The organism is Acuticoccus mangrovi (assembly GCF_016411865.1).
Lineage (GTDB): Bacteria > Pseudomonadota > Alphaproteobacteria > Rhizobiales > Amorphaceae > Acuticoccus > Acuticoccus mangrovi.
Window position 1 is genome coordinate 176924 of record NZ_JAEKJA010000001.1, and the last position, 21962, is coordinate 198885.

Genomic DNA, 21962 nt, shown 5'->3' on the forward strand with positions numbered 1-21962 from the left:
CCGGCGGGCGGCGACTACCCGCACAGGCGGGACCATTTCGCACCGTGAGAGCCCGTATCCGCCGCCGCGCGGGGCGAAATCGAGGGCGGGGCGGACGCCCGACAACGCCGGAAAACGCTGGCGAAATGTACGTACTATTGTGTGCTCGATTGCTCAATTGCGCGCCATGCCGTGCAATTCTCAGCAAAGCGTTTTAAGATCGGCGCAACGATCAGGATGCGCTGCCCTCGGCGCCGGCCGCTTCGGCCGACGCACCGCCCCACGGCGGGGCGTCGTGTCGCGCCGAGGCCGGTGTTCGAGATAGAACAATGTCAATCCATGAGGCCGGCCCTTGCGAACTTCCGTCTCCCTTGACGACAAGTACGATCTCGACACCCACGACGTATATCTTTCCGGCACCCAGGCCCTCGTCCGCCTGGTTCTCGCCCAGAGAGAGCGCGACCGGGCGGCGGGCCATCGCACGGCCGGCTTCGTCACGGGATATCGCGGCTCGCCGCTCGGCGGGCTCGACCAGCAGTTCGGTCGGGCGAAGAAGGTGCTCGGCGACGACATCCTGTTTCAGCCCGCGCTGAACGAGGACCTCGGCGCCACCGCGCTGTGGGGCACCCAGCGCACCGCCCTCAACGGCGAGAACGCCTACGACGGCGTGTTCGGCGTCTGGTACGGCAAGGGGCCGGGCGTCGACCGCTCCGGCGACGCCTTCCGCCACGCCAACCTCGCCGGCACCGCCCCACTCGGCGGCGTGCTGGCGCTGATGGGCGACGACCACACCTGCGAAAGCTCCACCACCGCCCACCAGTCCGAGTTCGGGATGGTCAACGCGCTGATCCCGGTGCTGTCGCCCTCCGGCGTGCAGGACATCGTCGACTTCGGCCTGCTCGGCTTTGCGATGAGCCGCTATGCCGGCCTCTGGGTGGGTCTCAAGTGCGTCAAGGACACGGTGGAGTCGACCGCCTCGATCGACGGGCGGATCGACCGCCTCGCCATCGCCGCGCCCGACTTTGCGATGCCCGCCGAGGGCGTCCATATCCGCGTGGGCTTCGATGCGCTCGGCGAGGAGGCGCGCCTCCACGGCGTGAAGCTACCGGCGGCCAAGGCGTTCGCCACCGCCAACCGCCTCAACCGCGTGATGGTGCGCGGCGGGCCGAACGCCAAGATCGGCATCGTCGGCACCGGCAAGAGCTGGCTCGACGTGCTCGAAGCGCTCCACGCGCTGGGCCTCGACGAGGTCGCCTGCGCCGATCTCGGCATCCGCCTCTTCAAGGTCGGCATGCCCTGGCCGATGCCGGCGGAGGACGTGCGCGCTTTCGCCGACGGTCTCGACGAGATCATCGTGGTGGAAGAGAAGCGCGGCCTCATCGAGCCGCAGATGAAGGACATCCTTTACGGCACGGCCAACGCGCCGCGCATCATCGGCAAGAGCGACGAGAACGGCGCGCCGCTCTTCCGCGAGGCCGGGGCGCTCGATGCGAACCACGTCGCCACCGAGATCGGCAAGCGCCTGCTGGCGCGCGGCGCCACGCGGCTCCAAGGACCGCTGCGCGAGGTGGAGGCGCTCGCCCGCCGCCTCGTCGCCACCACCAGCATCGTGGAGCGAAAACCCTATTTCTGCGCCGGCTGCCCTCACTCCTCCTCCACCGTGGTGCCGAGCGGGGCGCGTGCGGCGGCGGGCATCGGCTGCCACTTCATGGCGCTCTGGATGGATCGCTCCACCGAGGGCTTCACTCAGATGGGCGGGGAAGGGGCTCAGTGGATCGGCGAAGCGCCGTTCTCCACCCGCAAGCACCTCTTCCAGAATATCGGCGACGGCACCTATAACCACTCCGGCTCGCTCGCGATCCGCGCCGCACACGCCGCGGGTGTGAACATCACCTACAAGATCCTCTTCAACGACGCGGTCGCGATGACTGGCGGCCAGGCCCACGACGGCGGCCTCACCGTTCCCGACATCGCCGCCCAGATGAGGGCGGAGGGCGCGCGCCAGGTGGTGGTGGTGTCGGACGAGCCGGAGAAATACGGCGTCTCCGATCTGCCGCACGGCGTCGCGGCGGAGCATCGGGACGAGGTGATCGCCGTCCAGCAGCGGCTCTCCGAAATCCCGGGCGTGACGGTGATGATCTACGATCAGACCTGCGCCTCGGAGAAACGCCGGCGCCGCAAGCGCGGCGCCTTCCCCGATCCCGACAAGCGCATCGTCGTCAATGAGCGCGTGTGCGAGGGCTGCGGCGACTGCGGCGTGCAGTCGAACTGCGTGGCGATCCAGCCGGTGGAGACCGCCTTCGGCCGCAAGCGGCAGATCGACCAGTCGACCTGCAACAAGGACTTCTCCTGCCTCAAGGGCTTCTGTCCGAGCTTCGTGACCGTCAACGGCGCGGTGCTGAAGAAGGCCGACGTTCCGCAGGCGCCGGATGATCTGCCCGAGCCGGCGCGCGCCGCGCTGACGGAGGCGAAGGGCATCCTCGTCACCGGCGTGGGCGGGACCGGCGTCGTCACCGTCGGTGCGGTCATCGGCATGGCGGCGCATCTCGAGGGCCTCGGCGCCGGCATCATCGACATGGCGGGGCTCGCCCAGAAGGGCGGGGCGGTGCTCTCCCACATCAAGATCGCCCCGCGCCGCGAGGACGTGACCACCATCCGCGTCGGCCCCGGTGGCGCCTCGGCGGTGCTCGGCTGCGACATCGCGGTGGCGGGGTCGGCGAAGGTCCTCTCCGCGCTCGCCCCGGGGGCGGTGGTGATCGCCAACACCCACGAGCAGCTGCCTGGCGAGTTCACCCGCAACATCGACTTCTCGCTGCCGACCCGCCGCATCCTGCAGGCGCTCGACGAGCGGGCCGACACCGTCGCCTTCGACGCGACGGGCGCCGCCGTCGCCCTCTTCGGCGACGCCATCGCCGCCAACATGATGGTGATGGGGGCGGCCTACCAGTCCGGCGCGCTGCCGCTCTCGTCCGCCTCGCTCGAGGAGGCGATCCGCCTCAACGGGGCGGCGGTGCCGATGAACCTCGCCGCTTTCCGCCTGGGCCGCCTGTCGATCGCCGATCCGGAGCGCTTCGGCGCGATGCTGAACGAGGCGGCGGCCGCGCCGATGCCCCACCGCGTGCTGCCCGAGACGCTCGACGAGCGCATCGCCCGCTACGCCGAGAGCCTCACGGCCTACCAGAATGCCGACTACGCCCGCCGCTTCCAGCTCCGCGTCGGCTCGGTCCGCGCCGCCGCCGAGATCGCCGGCCTCGACGGGGAGCCGCTCGTCGGCACCGTCGCCGATGCGCTCTACCGGCTGATGGCGGTGAAGGACGAGTACGAGGTCGCCCGCCTGTTCACCGACGGCGGCTTCGCCGATCAGCTCAAGCACCAGTTCGCGAGCTACCGGTCGCTGACCTTCCACATGGCTCCGCCGATCGCGACGAACATCGACGCCAAGACCGGGCGGCCGGCCAAGCGCACCTTCGGGCCCTGGATGCTGCGCGTCCTGCCGATCCTCGCTCGGATGAAGCGGCTGCGCGGCGGTCCGCTCGACATCTTCGGCAAGACGGCGGAGCGGCGCCGCGAGCGGCAGATGCTCGCCGACTACGAGGCCACCGTCGATCACCTGGTGGCGACGCTGACGGTGGAGCGACAGGCCGCTGCCGAGGCGCTCGCCGCCTGGCCGGACGTCGTGAAGGGCTACGGCCCGGTGCGTGCCGCCAACATGGACCGCGCCGACAAGGCGCGCGAGGCGCTGACGGCGGCCTACGACGCCGTCGGCAGCACCACGCTGATCGCGGCCGAGTGAGCCTGATCCGCGGCGACGCGCTGCCCTCCGTCCGCCGCACCAGCGCAGCGACGTGAGGTGAGGGGGCGGCCCGCCGCTCCTGCGCAGCCGAGCCGCCGCGTCTTCCTCGACATTTGGGCAAGCGCCGTTCACCGGCGGTCGGGGCTTGCGTGCCGGGCGCCTTCGGTGTCTGTCTCGAATTCGACAAGTGACGAAGGGGGCACCCATGGACGTGCGTGCGGCAGTGGCATTCGAGGCGGGCAAGCCGCTCGAGGTGACGACGGTTCAGCTCGAAGGGCCGCGACAGGGCGAAGTGCTCGTCGAGATCATGGCGACGGGCATCTGCCACACCGACGAGTTCACCCGCTCCGGCGCCGATCCCGAGGGCCTCTTCCCGGCGATCCTCGGTCACGAAGGGGCCGGCATCGTGCGCGAGGTCGGGCCGGGCGTCACCTCGGTGGAGGTCGGCGACCACGTGATCCCGCTCTATACCGCCGAGTGTCGGGAGTGCGAATACTGCCTGAACCCGAAGACCAATCTGTGCCAGAAGGTGCGCACCACCCAGGGCCAGGGCGTGATGCCGGACGGCACCTCGCGCTTTTCCATCGGCGGCAAGATGCTGCACCACTACATGGGCACCTCCACGTTCGCGAACTTCACGGTGCTGCCCGAGATCGCCGTGGCGAAGATCCGCAAGGACGCTCCCTTCGACAAGGTCTGCTACATCGGCTGCGGCGTGACGACGGGCGTCGGCGCGGTGGTCAATACGGCGAAGGTTGAGCCCGGCTCCAACGTCGTGGTGTTCGGCCTCGGCGGCATCGGCCTCAACGTGATCCAGGGCGCCAAGCTCGTCGGCGCCAACATGATCGTCGGCGTCGACCTCAACCCCGAGCGCAAGGCCTGGGGCGAAAAGTTCGGCATGACCCACTTCGTCAACGCCAAGGAGGTGGGCGACGTGGTGCCCCACATCGTCGAGCTGACGAAGGGCGGCGCCGACTATTCGTTCGAGTGCATCGGCAACACCACCACCATGCGCCAGGCGCTCGAGTGCTGCCACAAGGGGTGGGGCGAATCGATCATCATCGGCGTCGCCGGCGCCGGGCAGGAGATCTCCACCCGCCCGTTCCAGCTCGTCACCGGCCGCGTCTGGCGCGGCACGGCCTTCGGTGGCGCGCGCGGGCGCACCGACGTGCCGAAGATCGTCGACTGGTACATGGACGGCAAGATCCAGATCGACCCGATGATCACCCACACGATGCCACTCGAGGACATCAACAAGGGCTTCGATCTGATGCACCACGGGGAGTCGATCCGCGGCGTCGTCATCTACTGACGCGATGTCGGGATGGGAGCCTCCCATCCCGATGCCGCCCTTGGCAACGGCGTGGAGACGGCTCTAAGAATCCCGCGTCGCATGAGCCGAGGAGCGCAGGCACCGCTATGACAGACGCGTCCTTCATCGTGGTTGGGGCCGGGATCGTCGGCCTCTCCACCGCCTATCACCTGACGCGTCGCGGCGCCGGCGTCACGGTGATCGAGCGGGGGCCGATCCCCAATCCGCTCGCCGCCTCCTGCGATCACCACCGCCTCATCCGCCTGACCTATCCGGACAAGGTCGGCTACGCCGCGCGGATGCTGGGGGTGCTCGACGCCTGGCGTGAGATGTGGGGCCATCTGCCGGGGCCGCAGCGGCGCTACTACGCCGATGTCGGCATGCTCACCGTGAGCCAGGAGGAGGGCGACTACACCGACCGCGCCCGCCGGACCATGGACATCCTGTCGATCCCCTACGAGCGGATCGACAGCACCGCCGAGCTTGCCGAGCGCTTCCCCTTCCTCGAGGTCGCGAACCTCGCCTACGGCGTGCTCTCCGAGGGCGGTGCGCTGATGGCGAACCACATCATCACCGACCTCGCCGACTGGTTGCGGGCCGAGGGCGCGACGCTTCTGGAATATTCCCCCGCCACCGCGATCGACGAGACCGCCGGCACCGTGATCCTCGCCGACGGCCGCACGCTCGGTGCCGACCGGGTGATCGTTTCCACCGGTATCGAGACGGGTCGGCTCATTCCGGACCTTGCCGGCACGCTCACCCTCAATCGCAGCCTCGTCGTCTACGCCGATCCGCCGGAGGACCTCGTGGACGCCTGGCGGGACGCGCCGTGCTGGAATGATCTCGGTGGCGCCTCCCATCTGTGGGGCATGCCGCCGGTCGACGGGCTGCCGGCGAAGTTCGGCAACGCCGCCACCGGCACGCGTCCGCTCGACGACGCCGACCGCACCATCACGCCGGAGGAGATCGGCCTCGTCCTCAGCGATTATCGGGGGCGCCTGCGCGGCATCGAGCGCTTCCGCGTGCGCTACGGCGCGGCCAACTTCTGGACCCGCGCACCGGAGGAGCGCTTCTTCCTGGAGGAGCGGGGGCGCAGCCTCGTCGTATCGGCCTGCTCCGGCCATGGCTTCAAGTTCGGCGCCCTCTCGGGGCGCGACGTGGCCGATGCCGCGACCGCAGCGGAGACGGTCTCCGTAGTCGCCCACCGCATGGCGGGGCTGGAGCAAGAGCCCGCTGCGGGGTCAGTTTAGGCGCGATGGCGTGGCCGGGGAATGGTAGTCCACTAAAATACCACAATTTCACGCACAGATCGTTTCACGATTGTGCGGTTGGTGAAACTAGGATAATGCATTTAGGTGAATAATCTCCTCTAATGCCGCCTCGCTAACGCACACCTTGAACCGGAACACGGAAAGTATGAATTTGTTCTCAGGTCGGGAGATCGGGGGTGAGATGGCCGCAGGCTCCGGGGCGACTCCGGTCGACAGCGCTGCGGGCGACGACGCACGCCCGGTACCGGTGGACGAGAGCCCCGTGTCCCGCCGCGCGCTCGATCCCGCGCACCTCACCGTGCTGTTGGTGGAAGACAGCCTGATGATCGCGATGGATGCGGAGACGATGCTCGCCGCGTCCGGCTTCCGTGAGGTGCGTCTCGCCAACAGCACCAGCGCGGCCCTCAAGGAGATCGACGCCGGCGGCATCGGCTGCGCCGTCCTCGACATCAATCTCGGCAACGAGACGAGCTTCGCGGTCGCCGAGCGTCTGCTCGCCGACGGCATCCCCTTCATCTTCGCGAGCGGCTACGACGACGAGGATCTGCCGGAGCCGTTCCGCCACATCGCCGTGGTGACGAAGCCCTACGTCGACGTACGTCTCGTCGACGCCCTCGAAGGACGCTTCAAGGCCGAAGCCGCCTAGGATCGCCCGCGCCGGATCGGGCCGCTTCGGCTCTTCGCGAGCGAGCGGCGTCCTCCGAGGAACCGCTTCCGATCGGGTGGGAGCGGCTCGAGCCGGTCGCGACGGTGCGCGTCCGAGGCTCCGACACGAAACTGCCATTCGCGTTCTTGCTCCGTTGCCCCTATATCGGCCGCAACGGAGACGTCCATGCTGAGATTTTTCGAACGGCTCGTCGACCCATTTCCGAGCCGTCAGATCGTCACGCCGCCGTCCGGCTTCCTGGCCTTCATCCTCCACTACTCGCGCGACGTGTGGCCGTGGGTCGGGATGACGGCGCTGCTCTCCATCGCCATCGGTCTCGGCGAGGCCTTCCTCTACGGCTTCCTCGGCACCCTGGTGGACTGGCTCACCGTGCGCGACCGGGCCGATTTCCTCGCTGCCGAATGGCCGACGCTCGCCTTCATCGGCACCGTGATCCTCGTTGGCCTGCCGGGGCTCGTGGCGCTGCAGACGGCGATCGTGCACCAGACGCTCGCCGGTAACTATCCGATGGTGGTACGCTGGCTCGCCCACCGCCATCTCCTGCGCCAGTCGATGAGCTTCTACGCCGACGAGTTCGCCGGCCGCATCGCCACCAAGGTGATGCAGACCGCCGTCGCCGTGCGCGACGTGGTGATGCGCATCTTCGACATGTTCGCCTACGTGCTCGCCTACTTCGTCGGCATGGTGATGGTGGCGGCGCAGGCTGACTGGCGGCTGATGCTGCCGCTTCTCGTCTGGGCCGCGGCCTATGCGGTGATGCTCGTCTATTTCGTGCCTCGGCTCGGACACGCCTCCGCCCTGCAGGCCGATGCCCGCTCCACGATGACCGGCCGCGTCGTCGACAGCTACACCAACATCCAGACGGTGAAGCTGTTCTCCCACGCAAGCCGCGAGCGCGACTATGCGCGTGGCGCGATGGACGAGTTCCTCGGCACCGTCCATGGCCAGATGCGGCTGATCGCGGCCTTCAACGTCACCAACTATGTGCTGAACGCGCTGCTCCTCTTTGCGGTGGGCTTTCTCGGTATCCGCTTCTGGCTCGCCGACACCGTGTCGCTCGGCGCGCTCGCGGTGTCGGTGACGCTGGTGCTGCGCCTCAACGGTCTCTCCCATTGGATCATGTGGGAGATGACCATGCTGTTCGAGGCCGTCGGCACCATCGCCGACGGTCTCACCATGCTGACGCGCGAGCCGACGGTGGTGGACACGCCCGCCGCGAAGGAGCTCAGCGTGCCGCGCGGCGAGATCCGGTTCGACGGCATCCGCTTCCACTACGGCAAGGCGAGCGGGGTGATCGACCATCTCGATCTCACCGTGGCGCCGGGCGAGAAGATCGGCCTCGTCGGCCCGTCGGGGGCGGGCAAGACCACGCTGATGAGCCTCCTCCTGCGCCTCCACGATCTGGAGGCGGGGCGCATCCTGATCGACGATCAGGACATTGCCCACGTGACGCAGGATTCGCTGCGGGCGGCGATCGGCGTGGTGACGCAGGAACCCGCTCTGCTGCATCGCTCGATCCGCGAGAACATCGCCTACGGCCGTCCGGATGCGACCGAGGCGGAGATCTGCGACGCCGCCCGCCGCGCCAACGCGCTCGGCTTCATCGAGGGCCTCAGCGACCTCGGCGGCCGCAGGGGCTTCGACGCCCATGTCGGCGAGCGGGGCGTGAAGCTCTCGGGTGGACAGCGTCAGCGCATCGCCATTGCCCGCGTCTTCCTGAAGAACGCCCCCATCCTGGTGCTCGACGAGGCGACGTCGGCGCTCGATTCGGAGATCGAGGCGGCGATCCAGGAGAGTCTCTTCGACCTGATGGAGGGGAAGACGGTGATCGCCATCGCCCACCGCCTCTCCACCATCGCCTCGCTCGATCGGCTGGTCGTGCTCGACAAGGGCCGCATCGTGGAGGAGGGGCGGCACGCCGACCTCGCAGAGGCGGGCGGCCTCTACGCCCGCCTCTGGAAGCGCCAGTCGGGCGGCTTCATCGACGTCTCCGCCGTGGCGGACGCGGCCGAGTAGGGCTCAGTAGAGCCGTTCCACGTAGGCCGCTTCGAGACGCTCGTCGGCTTCGGCGATGCGCGCCTCGTCGGGCTTCTGGCCCTCGGTCTGCTCCATGATGATGGCGGTGAGGCTCGGCAGCTCCGAGCGATCCTGCCGGCTCGCCGGGTCCCACAGCTTGGAGCGGCGGAAGGCCTTGGCGCAATGGAGGAAGATTTCGTCGATCGCCACCACGATGGCGAGGGTCGGGGTGCGCCCGCGCATCGCCATCGTGGCGAGCAGCGAGGGCGCGGTGGTGAGCCTCGCCCGCCCGTTGATGCGCAGCGTGTCGTCGAACCCCGGCACCATGAAGAGAAGCCCCACCGCGGGGTTCGCGAGGATGTTGGTCATGGTGTCGAGCCGGTTGTTGCCCGGCCGGTCGGGGATCGCGATGGTCGCGTCGTCGAGCACCTTGACGAAGCCTGGCGGATCACCGCGCGGGCTGACGTCGGCCCGCCCATCGGCGCCTTGGGTGCCGATGGTGAGGAAGGGGGTGCGGGCGATGAAGGCGCGGTCGTTGCGGTCGAGCCGCGTATGGGCCTTGGCGACCGCGAGCGGGCTCGTCGCGCCGAAATGGCCGCGCAGGCTCGCTTCGTCGTGGATGGCATGGGCGGTGATCTCGTCCACCACTGTCTCCTTCCGGGGTTGGCCGCCGGCGTCTGGACGGGCCGGTCGCGACAGAGTATCTGGTGGGGCCGCGCGGGTGTAGCTCAATGGTAGAGCAGCAGCCTTCCAAGCTGACGACGAGGGTTCGATTCCCTTCACCCGCTCCATCCCGCGCACCGCATCCCTCGACCATCCCGCCCTGCGCGGCGCCTGATCATCGGGCCGGCGTGACGCGGACGAGGGCGCCGTTGTCGGCGTCGGTCAGGATCATCACCGCACCGTCGGAGGCGACGGCGACGTCGCGGACCCGGCCGATCCCTTCAAGGTAGCGCGCTTCGCCCGTGACGCGGCCGCCGTCGAGGACGAGCCGCACCAGCGACCCGGACAGCCCGCCGACGAGAAGGCTGCCCCGCCAGTCGGCAAAAAGCGGCCCGTCGTAGAAGACCATGCCGCTCGGCGCGATCACCGGGTCCCAATAGTAGACCGGCTGCTCCATCCCCGGGTGGGCGGTGATCCCCGCGCCGATCGGCCGCCCGCTATAGTCCTCGCCGTAGGTGATCACCGGCCAGCCGTAGTTGCGGCCGGGCTCTGGACGATTGAGCTCGTCGCCGCCGCGCGGGCCGTGCTCCACGGTCCACAGCGCTCCGTCGGGGCCGAGGGTGGCGGCCTGGAGGTTGCGGTGACCGTAGGACCAGATCTCGGGGAGCCCGCCGGGGATGGTGGGGTTGCCCTCGGCGGGGCCGCCGTCCGGGGCGATGCGCAGCACCTTGCCGAGGTGGGTGGCAACGTCCTGGGCGAGCTGGCGCGGCTCGGGGAGGGAGCGCTCACCCGTCGTGACGAAGAGCGCGCCGGCGTCGTCGAACACCAGGCGCGAGCCGAAGTGGCGGGTCGAGGCCCAGGCGGGCTGCTGGCGGAAGATCACCGCGACGTCCTCCATGGTGCGGCCGTCGGGGGAGAGGAGTCCGGTCGCGACGGCGGTGCCGTTGCGACCCCCGCCGCGAGGCTCCGCATAGCTCCACCAGACGCGGCGCGTGGCGGAGAAGTCGTCCTTCACCGCGACGTCGAGCAGGCCACCCTGGCCGCGGGCGTCGACCTCCGGAAGGCCATCGATCGGCGCCGACAAAGTGCCGCCGGGGCCGACGAGCCGCATCCGCCCCGGTCGCTCGGTCACGAGGATGCCCCCGCCGGGAAGCTCGGCCATCCCCCAGGGATGCTCCAGCCCGTCGACCACCACCTCGGTGGCGAGGGCGACGGAGTCGGCGATGATCGGGGCGCGCGTCTGGCCGGCGAAGGCGGGGCGCTGATCGGGGCTGTTGGGCGGGGCGGCGTTGAAGTCCTGCGCCGAGGCGGCGGTGGCGCAGGCGGCGAAGAGGCCGGCGAGGGCGAGGCGCGGCGGCCTCGGATGGGCTGTTCGTGTCATCGAAGCGGTCCGTCTCATCTCGTGGCGCGTCACATGGTGGGGCGGAGTGGGGCGGGGGGCGCCCATGACGTGCCATATGGGAGGTGGACGGGATCACGCCGGGGGCTTGCTTCGATGCGCCGCATCGGGCCGGGCGACCGCGCCTCAGTCGTCGGCCGGGGCCGCGGTCGAGGGAAAGGGGGCGGGGCCGGTCGGGGCGGCAAGGGCCGGTGCGAGCGGAACGGGCAGCGCGGGGAGACGCCCGGCCGGCCCAAGAATCTCGGCGTCGAAGAGGTGGCGGGAGGCGACGTGCGGTTCGGCCATCGCCTCGCCGAACGTCGCGACGATGCTGCAGCACACGTCCTCACCTTCGAACAGCCTCTGCCAGTGGTGCGACGGCGCGCTGGCCATGATCCCGGCAACGGCGCGGATGGTCGCAGCGGGATCGCGGCCATCGTCGCGAAGCGGCGGCGGGAGGCCGATGAGCTCGGCGAAGCGCTCCCAGAATTTCTGCTCCAGCGGGGCGGCGGCGAGGAAGCGGTCGTCGGCGGTACGGTAGATCTGGTAGCGCGGCGAGCCGCCGGTGAAGATCTCGCCTCCGGGAGTCGGGTCGCGCCCATCGGCCGCCCGCGTCGCGATCGCCCAGAAGGCGAAGGTGAAGAGGTTGTCGCTCATCGCGACGTCGAGGAAGGCGCCGGTGCCGGTGCGTTCGGCAAGGCGCAGCGCGAGGAGGATGTTGAGGACGGCGGGCAGCGAGCCGCCGCCGATGTCGGCGGTGAGCACCGGGGGCATCGCCGGCGCGCCGTCGCCGCGGTCCGTCAGGCCGAGCAGTCCGGTTTCGGCCATATAGTTGAGGTCGTGGCCGGCGCGCTGCGCCTTCGGCCCGGTCTGGCCGTAGCCCGTGATGGCGCAGACGACGAGACGCGGATTGACGGCGTGGAGCCGCTCCCGGCCGAGCCCGAGCCGCGCCATGACGCCGGGGCGGAATTGTTCCACCAGAACGTCGAACTCCGGCAGCATCGCGAGGAGCCGGTCCCGGTCCGCCTCCGTCTTGAGGTCGAGGACGAGGCTCGTCTTGCCGCGGTTGAGGAGGGCGAAGAGGGCACCGTCGCCGCCCCAAAGCGGCGGATAGTGGCGCATGTCGTCGCCGCCCGGCCGCTCGATCTTCACCACCTTGGCGCCCGCCTCGGCAAGGATCAGCGTGGCGAGCGGCCCCGGCAGCAGCGTCGTGAGGTCGAGCACGCGGACGCCGTCGAGGGGGCGGGCAGGCATCGGCATGTCTCCTCGAAGGGGGCGGGGCGAAGGGCTCGGGTCGGCGACAGTTGGCCATGCCGCGCGCGGCTTCGGCAAGAGCGCCCGTCCTCGTGCGGCCGGGCGGCGTCAGGCGGCGAGCTGGTAGATCCGCTCGACGTGGCGCAGCGTTTGGAGGCCCGCTTCGGCCGGCGTCTCGAACGGAGCGCCCGTCGCCACGCAGTCGGCGAAGTGCTGGAGGGCGGCGGTGTAGCTCGCCTGATACCCGACGACAGGGTCGACCGCGAACAGCCGGTCAGGGCCGATCGCGAAGGTCCATCCGTCGACCGTCGCTCGCGTCGGCCCGAACAGGGTGAGGCGGTCGCGCGGCATCGGCGGCGCATGGGGGCGGCAGAGGTCGCCGACGAGCTCGCCCGTGAGGCCCCCGGCACTGAGGCTGATCACGGCGAGGTCCTCGCCCGCGACCCGATCGCAGCGGCGGGCGGTCCGCGCCGCGTCGATGGTGAGCGGGCCGAACAGGAATTCCAGCGTGTCGAGGTGGTGGATGAGGAGCTCGAGCACGACGAGGCGCGGCATGGTGGTGAAGAAGGGCTGGCGGGCGAGGGCGGGCAAGGCGCCCGTCGCATCGGGAAGCAGGCCGGCGCTCGCGACGTCGAAATGGAAGTGCGTCGGCCGCCAGAGCGTGCCGCGGCGCAACGCGGCGGCGAGCGAGCGGTAGGGGCCACGCCAGCGCCAGTTCTCGTGCACCATCACCCGCGCGTCGGGCGGGAGCGCATCGATCAGCGCGGCCGCCGCCGCGGCGGTCTCGGCGAGGGGCTTTTGGCAGAGCACCGGCAGCCCCGCCGCCGTCGCCTCGAGGACGAGCGGGGCGTGGGTGGCGACCGGCGTCGCGAGGTCGACAGCGTCGACCGCGACCCCGCCGAGCATTTCGGCGAGCGAAGGGAAGGTCGGTACGCCCGCCGCGGCGGCACGGGCGCGCGCGGCGTCGGGGCTCGGATCGGCGATCGCCACGAGCCGGGCGCCGCGGCAGGCCGCCCAGCCGGCGACGTGGTGGGCCGACACCATGCCGGCCCCGACGAGACCCACCCGAAGCTCAGTCATCGAAGCCGAAGAGGCGGGCGGCGGTGCGGGTGGCGACGTCCATGTCGAGAACGGCACGGCCGAATGCGACGACCTCGGCGTAGGTCGGGCGGGTGCCGGCGTTGATGAACGGATAGTCCGAGCCCCAGAGCCGCCGCGCCGGCGGGAAGGCGGCGACGAGATCGGTGAGGGAGGGGCTCGGGGCGCCGCCCGCGATCGCGCCCGCCACGCGGAAGGGGGCGGAGACCTTGAGGTAAGTTTCGGGGCGGGCGGCGAGCGCCTTCACCTCGTCGGCGCCGCCGGGCACGGTGAGGTCGACGCGGCCGAGATGGTCGAGCACGACCGGCCCGTCGCCGAGCGCATCGACGAGGGCGGGGAGGGCATCCGGCCTCGCCTGGAGGATCACCACCTTTCCCTCGCGCAGCGCGATGCGCCCGGCGGCTGCGGCGCTCTCGGCCGCCTGGCCGCGAAAGTCGGCGAGGTTGAGGCGCAGGCCCGCGACGCCGGGGCGCCGGCAGAGCCTCGCCACGTCGCCGGGCTCGGCCATCACGACGGCGCGGAACCGGGTCGGCCGACGATCGACCTCGGCGAGGAGGGCGGTGTTGTCGGTGCCGTAGACGGTCGGCTGCACGGCGATCGCCCGCTCGACCCCGTGTGCGGCGAGGACGGCGAGGACGTCGGCCGCCGTCGCGCTCTCGTGTGGGGCGGGGACGTAGCCCTTGCTCGCCAAAGGGTAGGGGAAGCGGGCGGGATCGAGGATATGGAGATGGGTGTCGATCACGCCGTCGCGAGGTCCACTTCGTTGGCGAGCGGCTCGCCGTTGCGGAAGCGCTCGAGGTTGAGGAACACCGCGGCCATCTTGTGGCTGAGAGCGTCGCGCGTGCCGGCCGAGATGTGCGGCGTCAGGACGACGTTGGGCAGCGCGCAATAGGGATGGTCGGGGCCGATGGGCTCGCCCTCGAACACGTCGAGACCCGCGGCGAGGATGCGCTTTTCAGCGAGCGCGGCGGCAAGAGCGGCGTCGTCCACCACGCCGCCGCGTGCGGTGTTGACGAGGATCGCGGAGGGCTTCATCCGGGCGATGAAGGCGGCATCCACCAGATGGCGCGTCGCCTCGGTGAGGGGGACGTGGATCGAGATCAAGTCGGCGTTTCCGGCGATCCAGTCGAGCGGGCGGCGCTCGGCGCCATGCGCCGCATCGTCGGCGACGCCGGGGTCGTGAAACACGGTGCGGGTGCCGAAAGCGGCGAAGCGGCGCGCCGCCTCCCGGCCGATGCGGCCGAAGCCCACGAAGCCCACCGTCTTGCCGTAGAGCTCCAGCGAGACGGGGCGAAGGGCGTTGACGTGCCAGTGCCCGCGCCGCAGCTCGGCATCGGCGAAGGTGACCCGCCGGGCCGCGGCGAGGGCGAGGAGCACCGCATGCTCGGCGACGCCGATGGTGGTGCCCTCGGGCGTCAGGGCGAGCCGCAGCCCCCGCGCCCGGGCCGCCGCGAGGTCCACCGTGTCGTGATAGCCGACGCCCTGGTGATGGATGAGGCGCAGCCGGTCCCCCGCGGCGATGGTCGGGCCGGTGAGCGGCTTGGCGGCGACGATCGCGACGTCGCAGCCGGCGACCTTGTCGCGCCGCTCCGCGTCCTCGTCGGTGTCGAGCGTCACGAGGGTCATGTCCGCGGCCATCTTGCTGCGGATCATCGCGTACATCTCGGGCGTGCCGAGGGAGTTGTAGAAGACCTTGAGCGGCGTCATGGGCTCAGTCGGCGTCGACGAACGTGAAGAGGTCGTCGAGCGACATCTCGGCGAGCCAGTCGGGAGCCGTGGCGCCGCCCTTGGCGTTCGCCTCCATGGCGGCCTCCTTCCGGCGCACCACCGCGAGCGCCGCCTTCGCCTCGGCGATGCGGGCGCCGGGGATCACCACCACCCCGTCCTCGTCGCCGCACACGATGTCGCCGGCCGCGACGGCGACGCCTCCCGCGATGATCGGCAGGCCGACGGCCCCGGGTCCGTTCTTCTGCGGCGAGTTGGGGCTGACGCCGGCGCTGAACACCGGGATGCCCGCCTCGTCGATGCCGGTGATGTCGCGCACCATGCCGTCGGTCACGATGGCGGCGACGCCGGCATTCTTGGCGATGGTCACGAGGATGTCGCCGGCGACGGAGTGGGCGTCGTGGCCGCCGGTCGCGATCACCATCACGTCGCCGGCCTTGGCGAGGCGCATCGCCGCCCACGGGGCGAGGTTGTCGCGCGGCCCGGCGTCGACGGTGAGGGCGGGGCCGCAGAAGCGGTCGAGACCGGTGACGGGCTTGATGGTGTGCACCATCGCGCCGCTGCGCCCCAGCGCGTCGACGATATTGCCGACGGGCGCGTCGGCAAAGGCGTCGACATCCTCGTCGCTGGCGCGGGCGATCACTCGTGCGGCCTTCAGCACGCTGGCGTAGCTCATGTCATTGCCTCTTCGGGAAGCCGGATCGCCTCGCCCGTCGCCGCATCGAAGAGGCGGATCATGCCGGGGTCGGCGCGGAGGTGGATCGGCTCGTCGAGACGGGCCGAGGGGACGCGGGGGCCGCGCACGATGACGGTGCTATCGCCGCGGTCGACGTGAATGAGGGTCTCCGCGCCGAGCGGCTCCAGCGAGGCGACGCGGCCGGAGATCACCGCCGCCCGCGCGTCGTCGGTGGGGGTGAGGTCCTCCGGGCGGATGCCGAAGAGGACGTCGCCCTCGGCCGCGACGGCCGCGACCCGCCGACCGCCGAGGAGCACGGCGCCGCCATCCGCCGTCGCCGGCATCAGGTTCATCGGCGGATTGCCGAGGAAGGCGGCGACGAAGGCGTTGGCCGGGTTGAGGTAGACCTCCATCGGCGTGCCGATCTGGGCGACGCGGCCGTGCTCCATGATGCAGACGCGGTCGCCCATCGTCATCGCCTCCACCTGATCGTGGGTGACGTAGATCATGGTGGCGGAGAGCTCGCGATGCAGGCGGACGAGCTCGGCGCGCGTCGAGACGCGCAGCGCCGCATCGAGGTTCGACAGCGGCTCGTCGAACAGGAACACCTTCGGGTCGCGCACGATGGCGCGGCCGAGGGCGACGCGCTGGCGCTGGCCGCCGGAAAGGGCGTGCGGCTTGCGGTCGAGATAGGCGGTGAGGCCGATCGAGGCGGCGACCTCCTCCACGCGCTGGCGCACCAGACGCCGGTTGGTGTGCCGCCGCTTCAGGCCGAAGCCGAGATTGTCGCGCACGCTCATGTGCGGATAGAGCGCGTAGGACTGGAACACCATGGCGATGTCGCGGTTCTTCGCCGGCACAGCGTTCATCAGCTGATGGTCGATGGCGAGGCGGCCGGAGGTGATGCTCTCGAGCCCCGCGACCATGCGCAGCGTGGTGGACTTGCCGCAGCCCGAGGGTCCGAGCAGCACCATGAACTCGCCGTCCTCCACGGTGAAGGAGACGTCGTCGACGGCGGGCGCGCCGCCGCTCTCGTAGTGCTTGACGATGTTCTGAAGGGTGACGACGGCCATGTTCACTTCACCGCGCCGGCGGTCATCCCCTGGATGAGCCGCTCGGAAAAGAAGACGTAGATGAGGACGACGGGAACGATGGCGATCATGAGGCCGGTGGCGATCATGCCGACGTCCTCGAGTTGATCGCCCATGAAGCGCAGCACGCCGAGGGGCAGGGTGCGCTTATCGTCGTCGGTGATGAGCACCACGGCGTAGAGGAACTCGTTCCACAGCAGGATGGTATTGAGGATGATCGTGGTGGAGATCGCCGGCAGCGCCACCGGCAGCGAGATCTTCCAGAAGATCGCCCACTCCGAATAGCCGTCGATCCGCGCCGCGTCGAAGAGGTCGCCGGGGATGCGGGCGAAGAAGGCCTCCAGGATGTAGATCGTGATCGGCAGCTGGATCGCGACGTAGACAAGGACGAGGCCGATCCGCGAGTTGTAGAGGCCGTAGTCCACCATCAGCTGGAAGAGGCCGATCACCGTCACCTGTGGCGGGAAGATGATGGTGGAGAAGATGAGGAAGTAGACCACCCCCTTCAGCGGAAAGCGGTAGCGGGCGAAGCAGTGCGCCGCCATGCCGCCGACAACCGTGAGGATCGCCACCGCCGCGAGCACCACGGCGGCGGAGTTGAAGAAGTAGGTGTCGTAGTTGCTCTCGGTCCAGGCGACGGCGAACTTCTCGAAGTGCATCGGCCAGGGGAAGGCGTAGTGGTCGGCGTTGATCTCGGTGGTGGTGCGCAGGCTCATCGAGGCGACCCACACGAAGGGGCCGGCGGCGAAGGCCGTGTAGAGGGCGATGAAGAGGATCAGCGCCGCCGAGCGCAGCGCCGCGGTGGATATGCGCGGCCGGCTCGCGACGGCCGTCCTGTCGGATGCGAACGCCATCAATATTCGATCCTGTCGCGCTGGCGGAAGATGGCCGTGAGGAGGAGGACGCCCGCAAGCACGATCACGAACCACACGACGGCGATGGTCGAGGGGTAGCCGAGATCGAATTCGGACCATTGGAAGGCGCGCTTGTAGACGTAGGTCGACACCGTCTCGGTGGACCACAGCGGGTTGCCCCGCGTCGTGACCCAGACGAGGTCGAAGATCTTCATCTTGCCGATGAAGGAGAGGATGACGAGGTTGAGGAGCGTCGGCCGGATGAGCGGCAGGATGACGAACCACAGCTTGGCGAACCAGCCGCAATTGTCGAGCTCGGCCGCTTCGAGCACCTCGGAGGGCAGCGACGACATGGCGGCGAGGATCACCACCATGTTGAAGCCCGTCCACATCCAGGTGGTGACGCCGATGAGGGAGGGCAGCGCGGTCGCGGGGTGGCCGAGCCAGGGCTGGGCGAGGCCTCCAAGGCCGATGCCGCGCAGGATCTCGTTGAGGGCCCCCCAGTCGTAGTTGAGGATCCACATCCACAGGATGCCGACGACGACGTAGGACATCAGCACCGGCGTGAACCAGGCGACGCGCAGGAAGCGGGCGAAGGGCACCTTGGCGTAGAGGCAGAGGGCGAGGAGGGTCGCGATGGTGACCTCCAGGATCGGCGCCGCCACCGCCCAAGTGAGCGTGTTGTGCACCGCCTTCCAGAAGATCTTGTCGGTCCAGAGCTCGGCGTAGTGGGTGAAGCCGACCCACTCGTCCGGCCGGTTGGGGACGACGAGGTGGACCGAGTTGAAGAAGGTCCGCGCCACCGGCAGCGCCGTGAAGGCGGCGTAGATCAGGAGAGCGGGGGTGAGGAACGCCGCGATGGCGCTGCGCGGGTTGGCGTGGTCGCGCGCGGGCGGCACGTCGGTGAGCGCCGTCGCGGGGGCGTTCATGTCGCGGGGTATGGCCATCGGGAGCCCTCGGCGGCGGGAAAAGGGCGGCCCCCGAAGGGGCCGCAGTTGGCTCAGCCAGTCGGCTCAGCCACGTCAGCTCAGTAGGAGGAGCCCATCATGTCGATCACCTCGTCGACGCCGATCAGGCCGGCGGGGAAGGCCTGGTTCACCGTCTGGGTGAAGGTCTCGCGCGCGGTGCCGTGCATCTGCTGCACCGGGATGCCGTAGGTGTAGGTCACGCCCTCGTTGGCGGCGGCGAGTTTCTTGAAATAGTCGGCCTTGTCGCCGGTGATGGCCGAGGGATCGGCCTTGATGCCGGTCTGGACGAGGTTCGCCTCGAGCCAGGCGTTGCCCATTTCGGGCGTCGCCATGGAGTTGAGGAAGTCCACCGCGAGGTCGGGATGCTCGCTCGCGGCGTTCACCACGAAGGAGCCGCCGACGGCGATGGTCTTGCACTGCGGGCACGCGGCGTCGGGCGGGATCGGGCCGTTGACGATGCCGAGGGCGAAGTTCTCCGGCTGGCCGCCCGCATCGGGCGCGGCGAAGGCGCGCGAGGGATAGAAGGAGCCCATCTGGAGCATCGCCGCGCCGGGGTCGGTGTGGAAGTAGCGGTGCGCCTCGCCGAGCTTGATGGAGGAGAAGGAGGCGGGGAAGGCTCCGGCGTCGATGATCTCCTTCGCGTACTCCAGCGCCTCGCGCACCCGTGGGTCGCTCCATTCGACGCCCTCGCCCTTGAGGAGGCTTTCGTAGTCCGCCTTGCCGAGGCGCTTCACGAGGATCTCGTGGGTGAGGAAGGCGCCGGGGTAGGGGCGGTCGCCGACGCCCTGAGCCATCGGCGTCATGCCGGCGCCGGCGATCGTCTTCACCGCCTCGACGAACGCCTCGCCCTCGAGCCCGTCCACCGGGATCGCGATGCCGAGCTCTTCCAGCATCCCTTCGTTGGTGTAGGTCTCCACCGTCCAGGCCTCCAGCGGGAAGCCGTAGACGCCGCCGTCGTAGCCCCACACCTCCTGCGCCCAAGGCTCGATGGCGTCCCAGTTCAGCTTGTCCTTCAGGTCGAGGATCAGGCCGGTCTTCATGTACTCGGTCTGATCGGTCTCGGCGTAGAAGATGTCGGGGGCCTGGCCGGCGCTGAGGGCGGTCTTGAGCGCGGCGTAGAGCGGCTCCTTCTGATACCAGCTGATCTTGATGGTGACGCCGGGGTGGGCGGCCTCGAAGGCGCGGGCCGCATCCTCCACGAACTTCACCTTGGCCGTCTGGTCGGCCCAGTGGGACCAGAGGGTGAGCTCCTGCGCCGAGGCGCCGGTGGCTGCGGCTGCGGCGAGCGCGGCAATGGTCGCCGCGGCGAGTGTCTTTCCTGTCATCGTTCCTCCCCATCGGCGCCTTTGCGACGCTCTCGAAACGTGAGCATCGATGGTTGCGACAGGTTCGTCAATAATATTATTAATGATATTATCGAAAACTAGCGAACGCACCGAGGCGACGGATCGGATGATCGCGCAGGGGGCGCGTCGCGTCGGGCTGGCCACGGCCCGCTTTCTATGGGAAGCGGCGGGCGGGCGGTGTCCCTGTCGCGGGTCGATGGATGGCGAGGATGGAGGGCATGGTTTTGCGACGACGAGATCGCGCGTTCGGCGTGCCGCGGCCATGACGGAGCGCATGGGCGTCGCCGGCGAGACCCTGTCGGATGCGGCGCCCTCCCGCGCCGGCGCCGCCGTCGGGGAGGTGGTGGACGCGCTGGAGCTCGAGATCGTGCTCGGCCGTCTCCGCCCCCAGGTCCGCCTGGTGGAGGACGAGCTGATGCTGCGCTTCGGCGCCAAGCGGCACGTGATCCGCTCCGCCCTCGATGCGCTCGTCGCCGGCGGGCTGGTGGAGCGCCGCCCGCACCGCGGCGCGCTGGTGCGCGAGTATCAGGCCGACGAGGTGCGCGAGCTCTACGCCTTCCGCGCCGACCTCTACCGCCTCGCGGTGGCGGCGATGCCGCTCCCCTTCGCGCCGGAGGTGATCGCCGGGCTCGCCGCCGAGTGCACCGCGCACGAGAGCGCCATCGCCGAGGGGGACCTCGCCGCCGTCATCCGCCACAACGACGCGTTCCACCATCTCTTCTTCGCCGAGTGCGGCAATCGCTTCGTGGTGGAGGCGGTGCGGCGGGTGGACAGCGCGAGCCGCGCCATCCGCTCCTACCGGGTCGGCGATCCGGTGCGCCTCAACCAGGCCGCCCGCGAGCATCGCGAGCTGATCGCCGTGGCGGCGGAAGGGGATCGCGCGCGCCTTGCCGAGCTCGCGGTGCGCCACATCCTGCCCTCGCTCCACCTTTATCTCGACGATCGGGCCGTCCTCGACGAGCGCGTGGTGCCCGAGGGGCGCGCCGAGGTCGACGAGGAGTGAAGCCTACCTCCTCCACCCCTCGGCACGGGCGAGGGCGCCGCGGCGCAGGATGGCGAGGTCGACGTCGACGGCGGTGAACACGCTGCCCGCCGCCATCACCTCGGCGACGTAGGTCTGATCGGCGTTGAGGAAGCCGGCGGGCTTGCCGGTCGCGCGCACCCGCTTCACCGCGTCGACCACGGCGGCCTTCACCGTCGGATGGGCGGGCTCGCCGGGAAAACCGAGGCTGGCGGCAAGGTCGGACGGGCCGATGAACACCCCGTCCACCCCCGGCACCGCGGCGATCTCTTCCAGCGCGTCGAGTGCGGTGCGGGTCTCGATCTGGACGAGAAGGCAGATCTCCTCCCGCGCCCTGCGGTGGTAGCCGGCGATGGCGCCGAAGCCGCTCGCCCGCGTGACGCCGGCGACGCCGCGGATCCCCTCCGGCGGATAGGCGACCGACGCGGCGGCGAGGCGCGCTTCCTCGGCAGACTGGACGAACGGTACGAGGAGGGTCTGGGCGCCGCAGTCGAGGAGCTTCTTGATCTCCACCGGGTCGAGCGAGGCCGGCCGCACCACGGGCGAGACGGCGTAGGGCGCGACCGCCTGCAGGAGGGGGGTGATGGTGGAGGAATCGAGCGGGCTGTGCTCGGTGTCGAACATCATCCAGTCGAAGCCGCAACCAGCGAGCATCTCCGCCACGAGCGGGTCGCCGATCGAGCACCAGAGGCCGATCTGAGGCTCCCCCCGTGCGATGGCGGCCTTGAAGATGTTGGGCTTCAGATCCATGGCGTCCGTCTCCTCCTCGCGCGGCATCTCGGCCGTCGGACATCGTGGGAGGCGCGAGGCCTCCCTCATCGTGACCATGCGGCTTGCGGCGGGATTCGTC

The 21962-nt window shown here is 70.0% G+C and carries 18 protein-coding genes and 1 tRNA gene; 7 read left to right on the plus strand and 12 right to left on the minus strand.

The window, feature by feature from the left end; genetic code table 11:
• The first annotated feature begins 331 nt into the window (after positions 1 to 331).
• From JCR33_RS00805 to JCR33_RS00825, 5 genes are all read left to right on the plus strand, one after another.
• Positions 332 to 3772: an indolepyruvate ferredoxin oxidoreductase family protein gene (locus JCR33_RS00805; protein WP_198880103.1), complete on the plus strand. Its 3441-nt coding sequence runs from the start codon at positions 332 to 334 to the stop codon at positions 3770 to 3772.
• 205 nt (positions 3773 to 3977) lie between these two features.
• Positions 3978 to 5084 (plus strand): S-(hydroxymethyl)glutathione dehydrogenase/class III alcohol dehydrogenase, encoded by a 1107-nt coding sequence (locus JCR33_RS00810; protein WP_198880104.1) that lies wholly within the window; start codon positions 3978 to 3980, stop codon positions 5082 to 5084.
• 107 nt (positions 5085 to 5191) lie between these two features.
• Complete coding sequence (locus JCR33_RS00815; RefSeq protein WP_198880105.1) at positions 5192 to 6334, plus strand: FAD-dependent oxidoreductase; 1143 nt, start codon at positions 5192 to 5194, stop codon at positions 6332 to 6334.
• A 202-nt stretch (positions 6335 to 6536) separates the two neighbouring features.
• The gene (locus JCR33_RS00820; protein WP_198880106.1) at positions 6537 to 7001 is read left to right on the plus strand and encodes a response regulator; all 465 of its coding nucleotides are present in this window, start codon (positions 6537 to 6539) and stop codon (positions 6999 to 7001) included.
• Between the two features lie 186 nt (positions 7002 to 7187).
• Positions 7188 to 9038, plus strand: a complete 1851-nt coding sequence (locus tag JCR33_RS00825; protein ID WP_198880107.1) for an ABC transporter ATP-binding protein — start codon at positions 7188 to 7190, stop codon at positions 9036 to 9038.
• A 3-nt stretch (positions 9039 to 9041) separates the two neighbouring features.
• Here the strand turns inward: JCR33_RS00825 and JCR33_RS00830 are convergent, their stop codons facing one another.
• Positions 9042 to 9683: a pyridoxamine 5'-phosphate oxidase family protein gene (locus tag JCR33_RS00830; RefSeq protein WP_332461088.1), complete on the minus strand. Its 642-nt coding sequence runs from the start codon at positions 9681 to 9683 to the stop codon at positions 9042 to 9044.
• A 72-nt stretch (positions 9684 to 9755) separates the two neighbouring features.
• Here JCR33_RS00830 and JCR33_RS00835 point away from each other — a divergent pair.
• A tRNA-Gly gene (locus tag JCR33_RS00835) sits at positions 9756 to 9829 on the plus strand.
• Between the two features lie 47 nt (positions 9830 to 9876).
• Here JCR33_RS00835 and JCR33_RS00840 read toward each other — a convergent pair.
• The 10 genes from JCR33_RS00840 to JCR33_RS00885 form a co-directional block, all read right to left on the minus strand.
• Entirely contained in the window at positions 9877 to 11082 is a 1206-nt protein-coding gene (locus tag JCR33_RS00840) for a PQQ-dependent sugar dehydrogenase (protein ID WP_198880109.1), read from the minus strand.
• Positions 11083 to 11226: 144 nt separating this feature from the next.
• Positions 11227 to 12333, minus strand: coding sequence for a CaiB/BaiF CoA transferase family protein (locus JCR33_RS00845; protein ID WP_198880110.1), 1107 nt, complete (start codon positions 12331 to 12333; stop codon positions 11227 to 11229).
• 108 nt (positions 12334 to 12441) lie between these two features.
• The gene (locus JCR33_RS00850; protein ID WP_211109988.1) at positions 12442 to 13413 is read right to left on the minus strand and encodes a Gfo/Idh/MocA family protein; all 972 of its coding nucleotides are present in this window, start codon (positions 13411 to 13413) and stop codon (positions 12442 to 12444) included.
• On the minus strand, positions 13406 to 14173 hold the full coding sequence (locus JCR33_RS00855) for an amidohydrolase family protein (RefSeq protein WP_198880112.1): 768 nt from the start codon (positions 14171 to 14173) through the stop codon (positions 13406 to 13408). The genes JCR33_RS00850 and JCR33_RS00855 overlap by 8 nt, the downstream gene beginning before the upstream one ends.
• Positions 14170 to 15138 carry an NAD(P)-dependent oxidoreductase gene (locus JCR33_RS00860; RefSeq protein WP_198880113.1) on the minus strand — a complete coding sequence of 323 codons (969 nt, stop codon included), beginning with the start codon at positions 15136 to 15138 and terminating at the stop codon, positions 14170 to 14172. The genes JCR33_RS00855 and JCR33_RS00860 overlap by 4 nt, the downstream gene beginning before the upstream one ends.
• Positions 15139 to 15142: 4 nt before the next feature.
• Positions 15143 to 15832 carry an RraA family protein gene (locus JCR33_RS00865; RefSeq protein ID WP_198880114.1) on the minus strand — a complete coding sequence of 230 codons (690 nt, stop codon included), beginning with the start codon at positions 15830 to 15832 and terminating at the stop codon, positions 15143 to 15145.
• Positions 15829 to 16905: an ABC transporter ATP-binding protein gene (locus JCR33_RS00870; protein ID WP_198880115.1), complete on the minus strand. Its 1077-nt coding sequence runs from the start codon at positions 16903 to 16905 to the stop codon at positions 15829 to 15831. The genes JCR33_RS00865 and JCR33_RS00870 overlap by 4 nt, the downstream gene beginning before the upstream one ends.
• A gap of 2 nt (positions 16906 to 16907) precedes the next feature.
• Positions 16908 to 17777, minus strand: coding sequence for a carbohydrate ABC transporter permease (locus JCR33_RS00875; protein ID WP_198880116.1), 870 nt, complete (start codon positions 17775 to 17777; stop codon positions 16908 to 16910).
• On the minus strand, positions 17777 to 18724 hold the full coding sequence (locus JCR33_RS00880; protein WP_198880117.1) for a carbohydrate ABC transporter permease: 948 nt from the start codon (positions 18722 to 18724) through the stop codon (positions 17777 to 17779). Before JCR33_RS00880 ends, JCR33_RS00875 begins: the two co-directional genes overlap by 1 nt.
• An 80-nt stretch (positions 18725 to 18804) precedes the next feature.
• Positions 18805 to 20070 (minus strand): ABC transporter substrate-binding protein, encoded by a 1266-nt coding sequence (locus tag JCR33_RS00885; RefSeq protein ID WP_198880118.1) that lies wholly within the window; start codon positions 20068 to 20070, stop codon positions 18805 to 18807.
• Positions 20071 to 20353: 283 nt separating this feature from the next.
• Here JCR33_RS00885 and JCR33_RS00890 point away from each other — a divergent pair, with 283 nt between their 5' ends.
• The gene (locus JCR33_RS00890) at positions 20354 to 21094 is read left to right on the plus strand and encodes a GntR family transcriptional regulator (protein WP_198880119.1); all 741 of its coding nucleotides are present in this window, start codon (positions 20354 to 20356) and stop codon (positions 21092 to 21094) included.
• A 3-nt stretch (positions 21095 to 21097) separates the two neighbouring features.
• Here JCR33_RS00890 and JCR33_RS00895 read toward each other — a convergent pair whose 3' ends face one another.
• Positions 21098 to 21862 carry an HpcH/HpaI aldolase family protein gene (locus JCR33_RS00895; RefSeq protein WP_198880120.1) on the minus strand — a complete coding sequence of 255 codons (765 nt, stop codon included), beginning with the start codon at positions 21860 to 21862 and terminating at the stop codon, positions 21098 to 21100.
• Positions 21863 to 21962 lie beyond the last annotated feature (100 nt).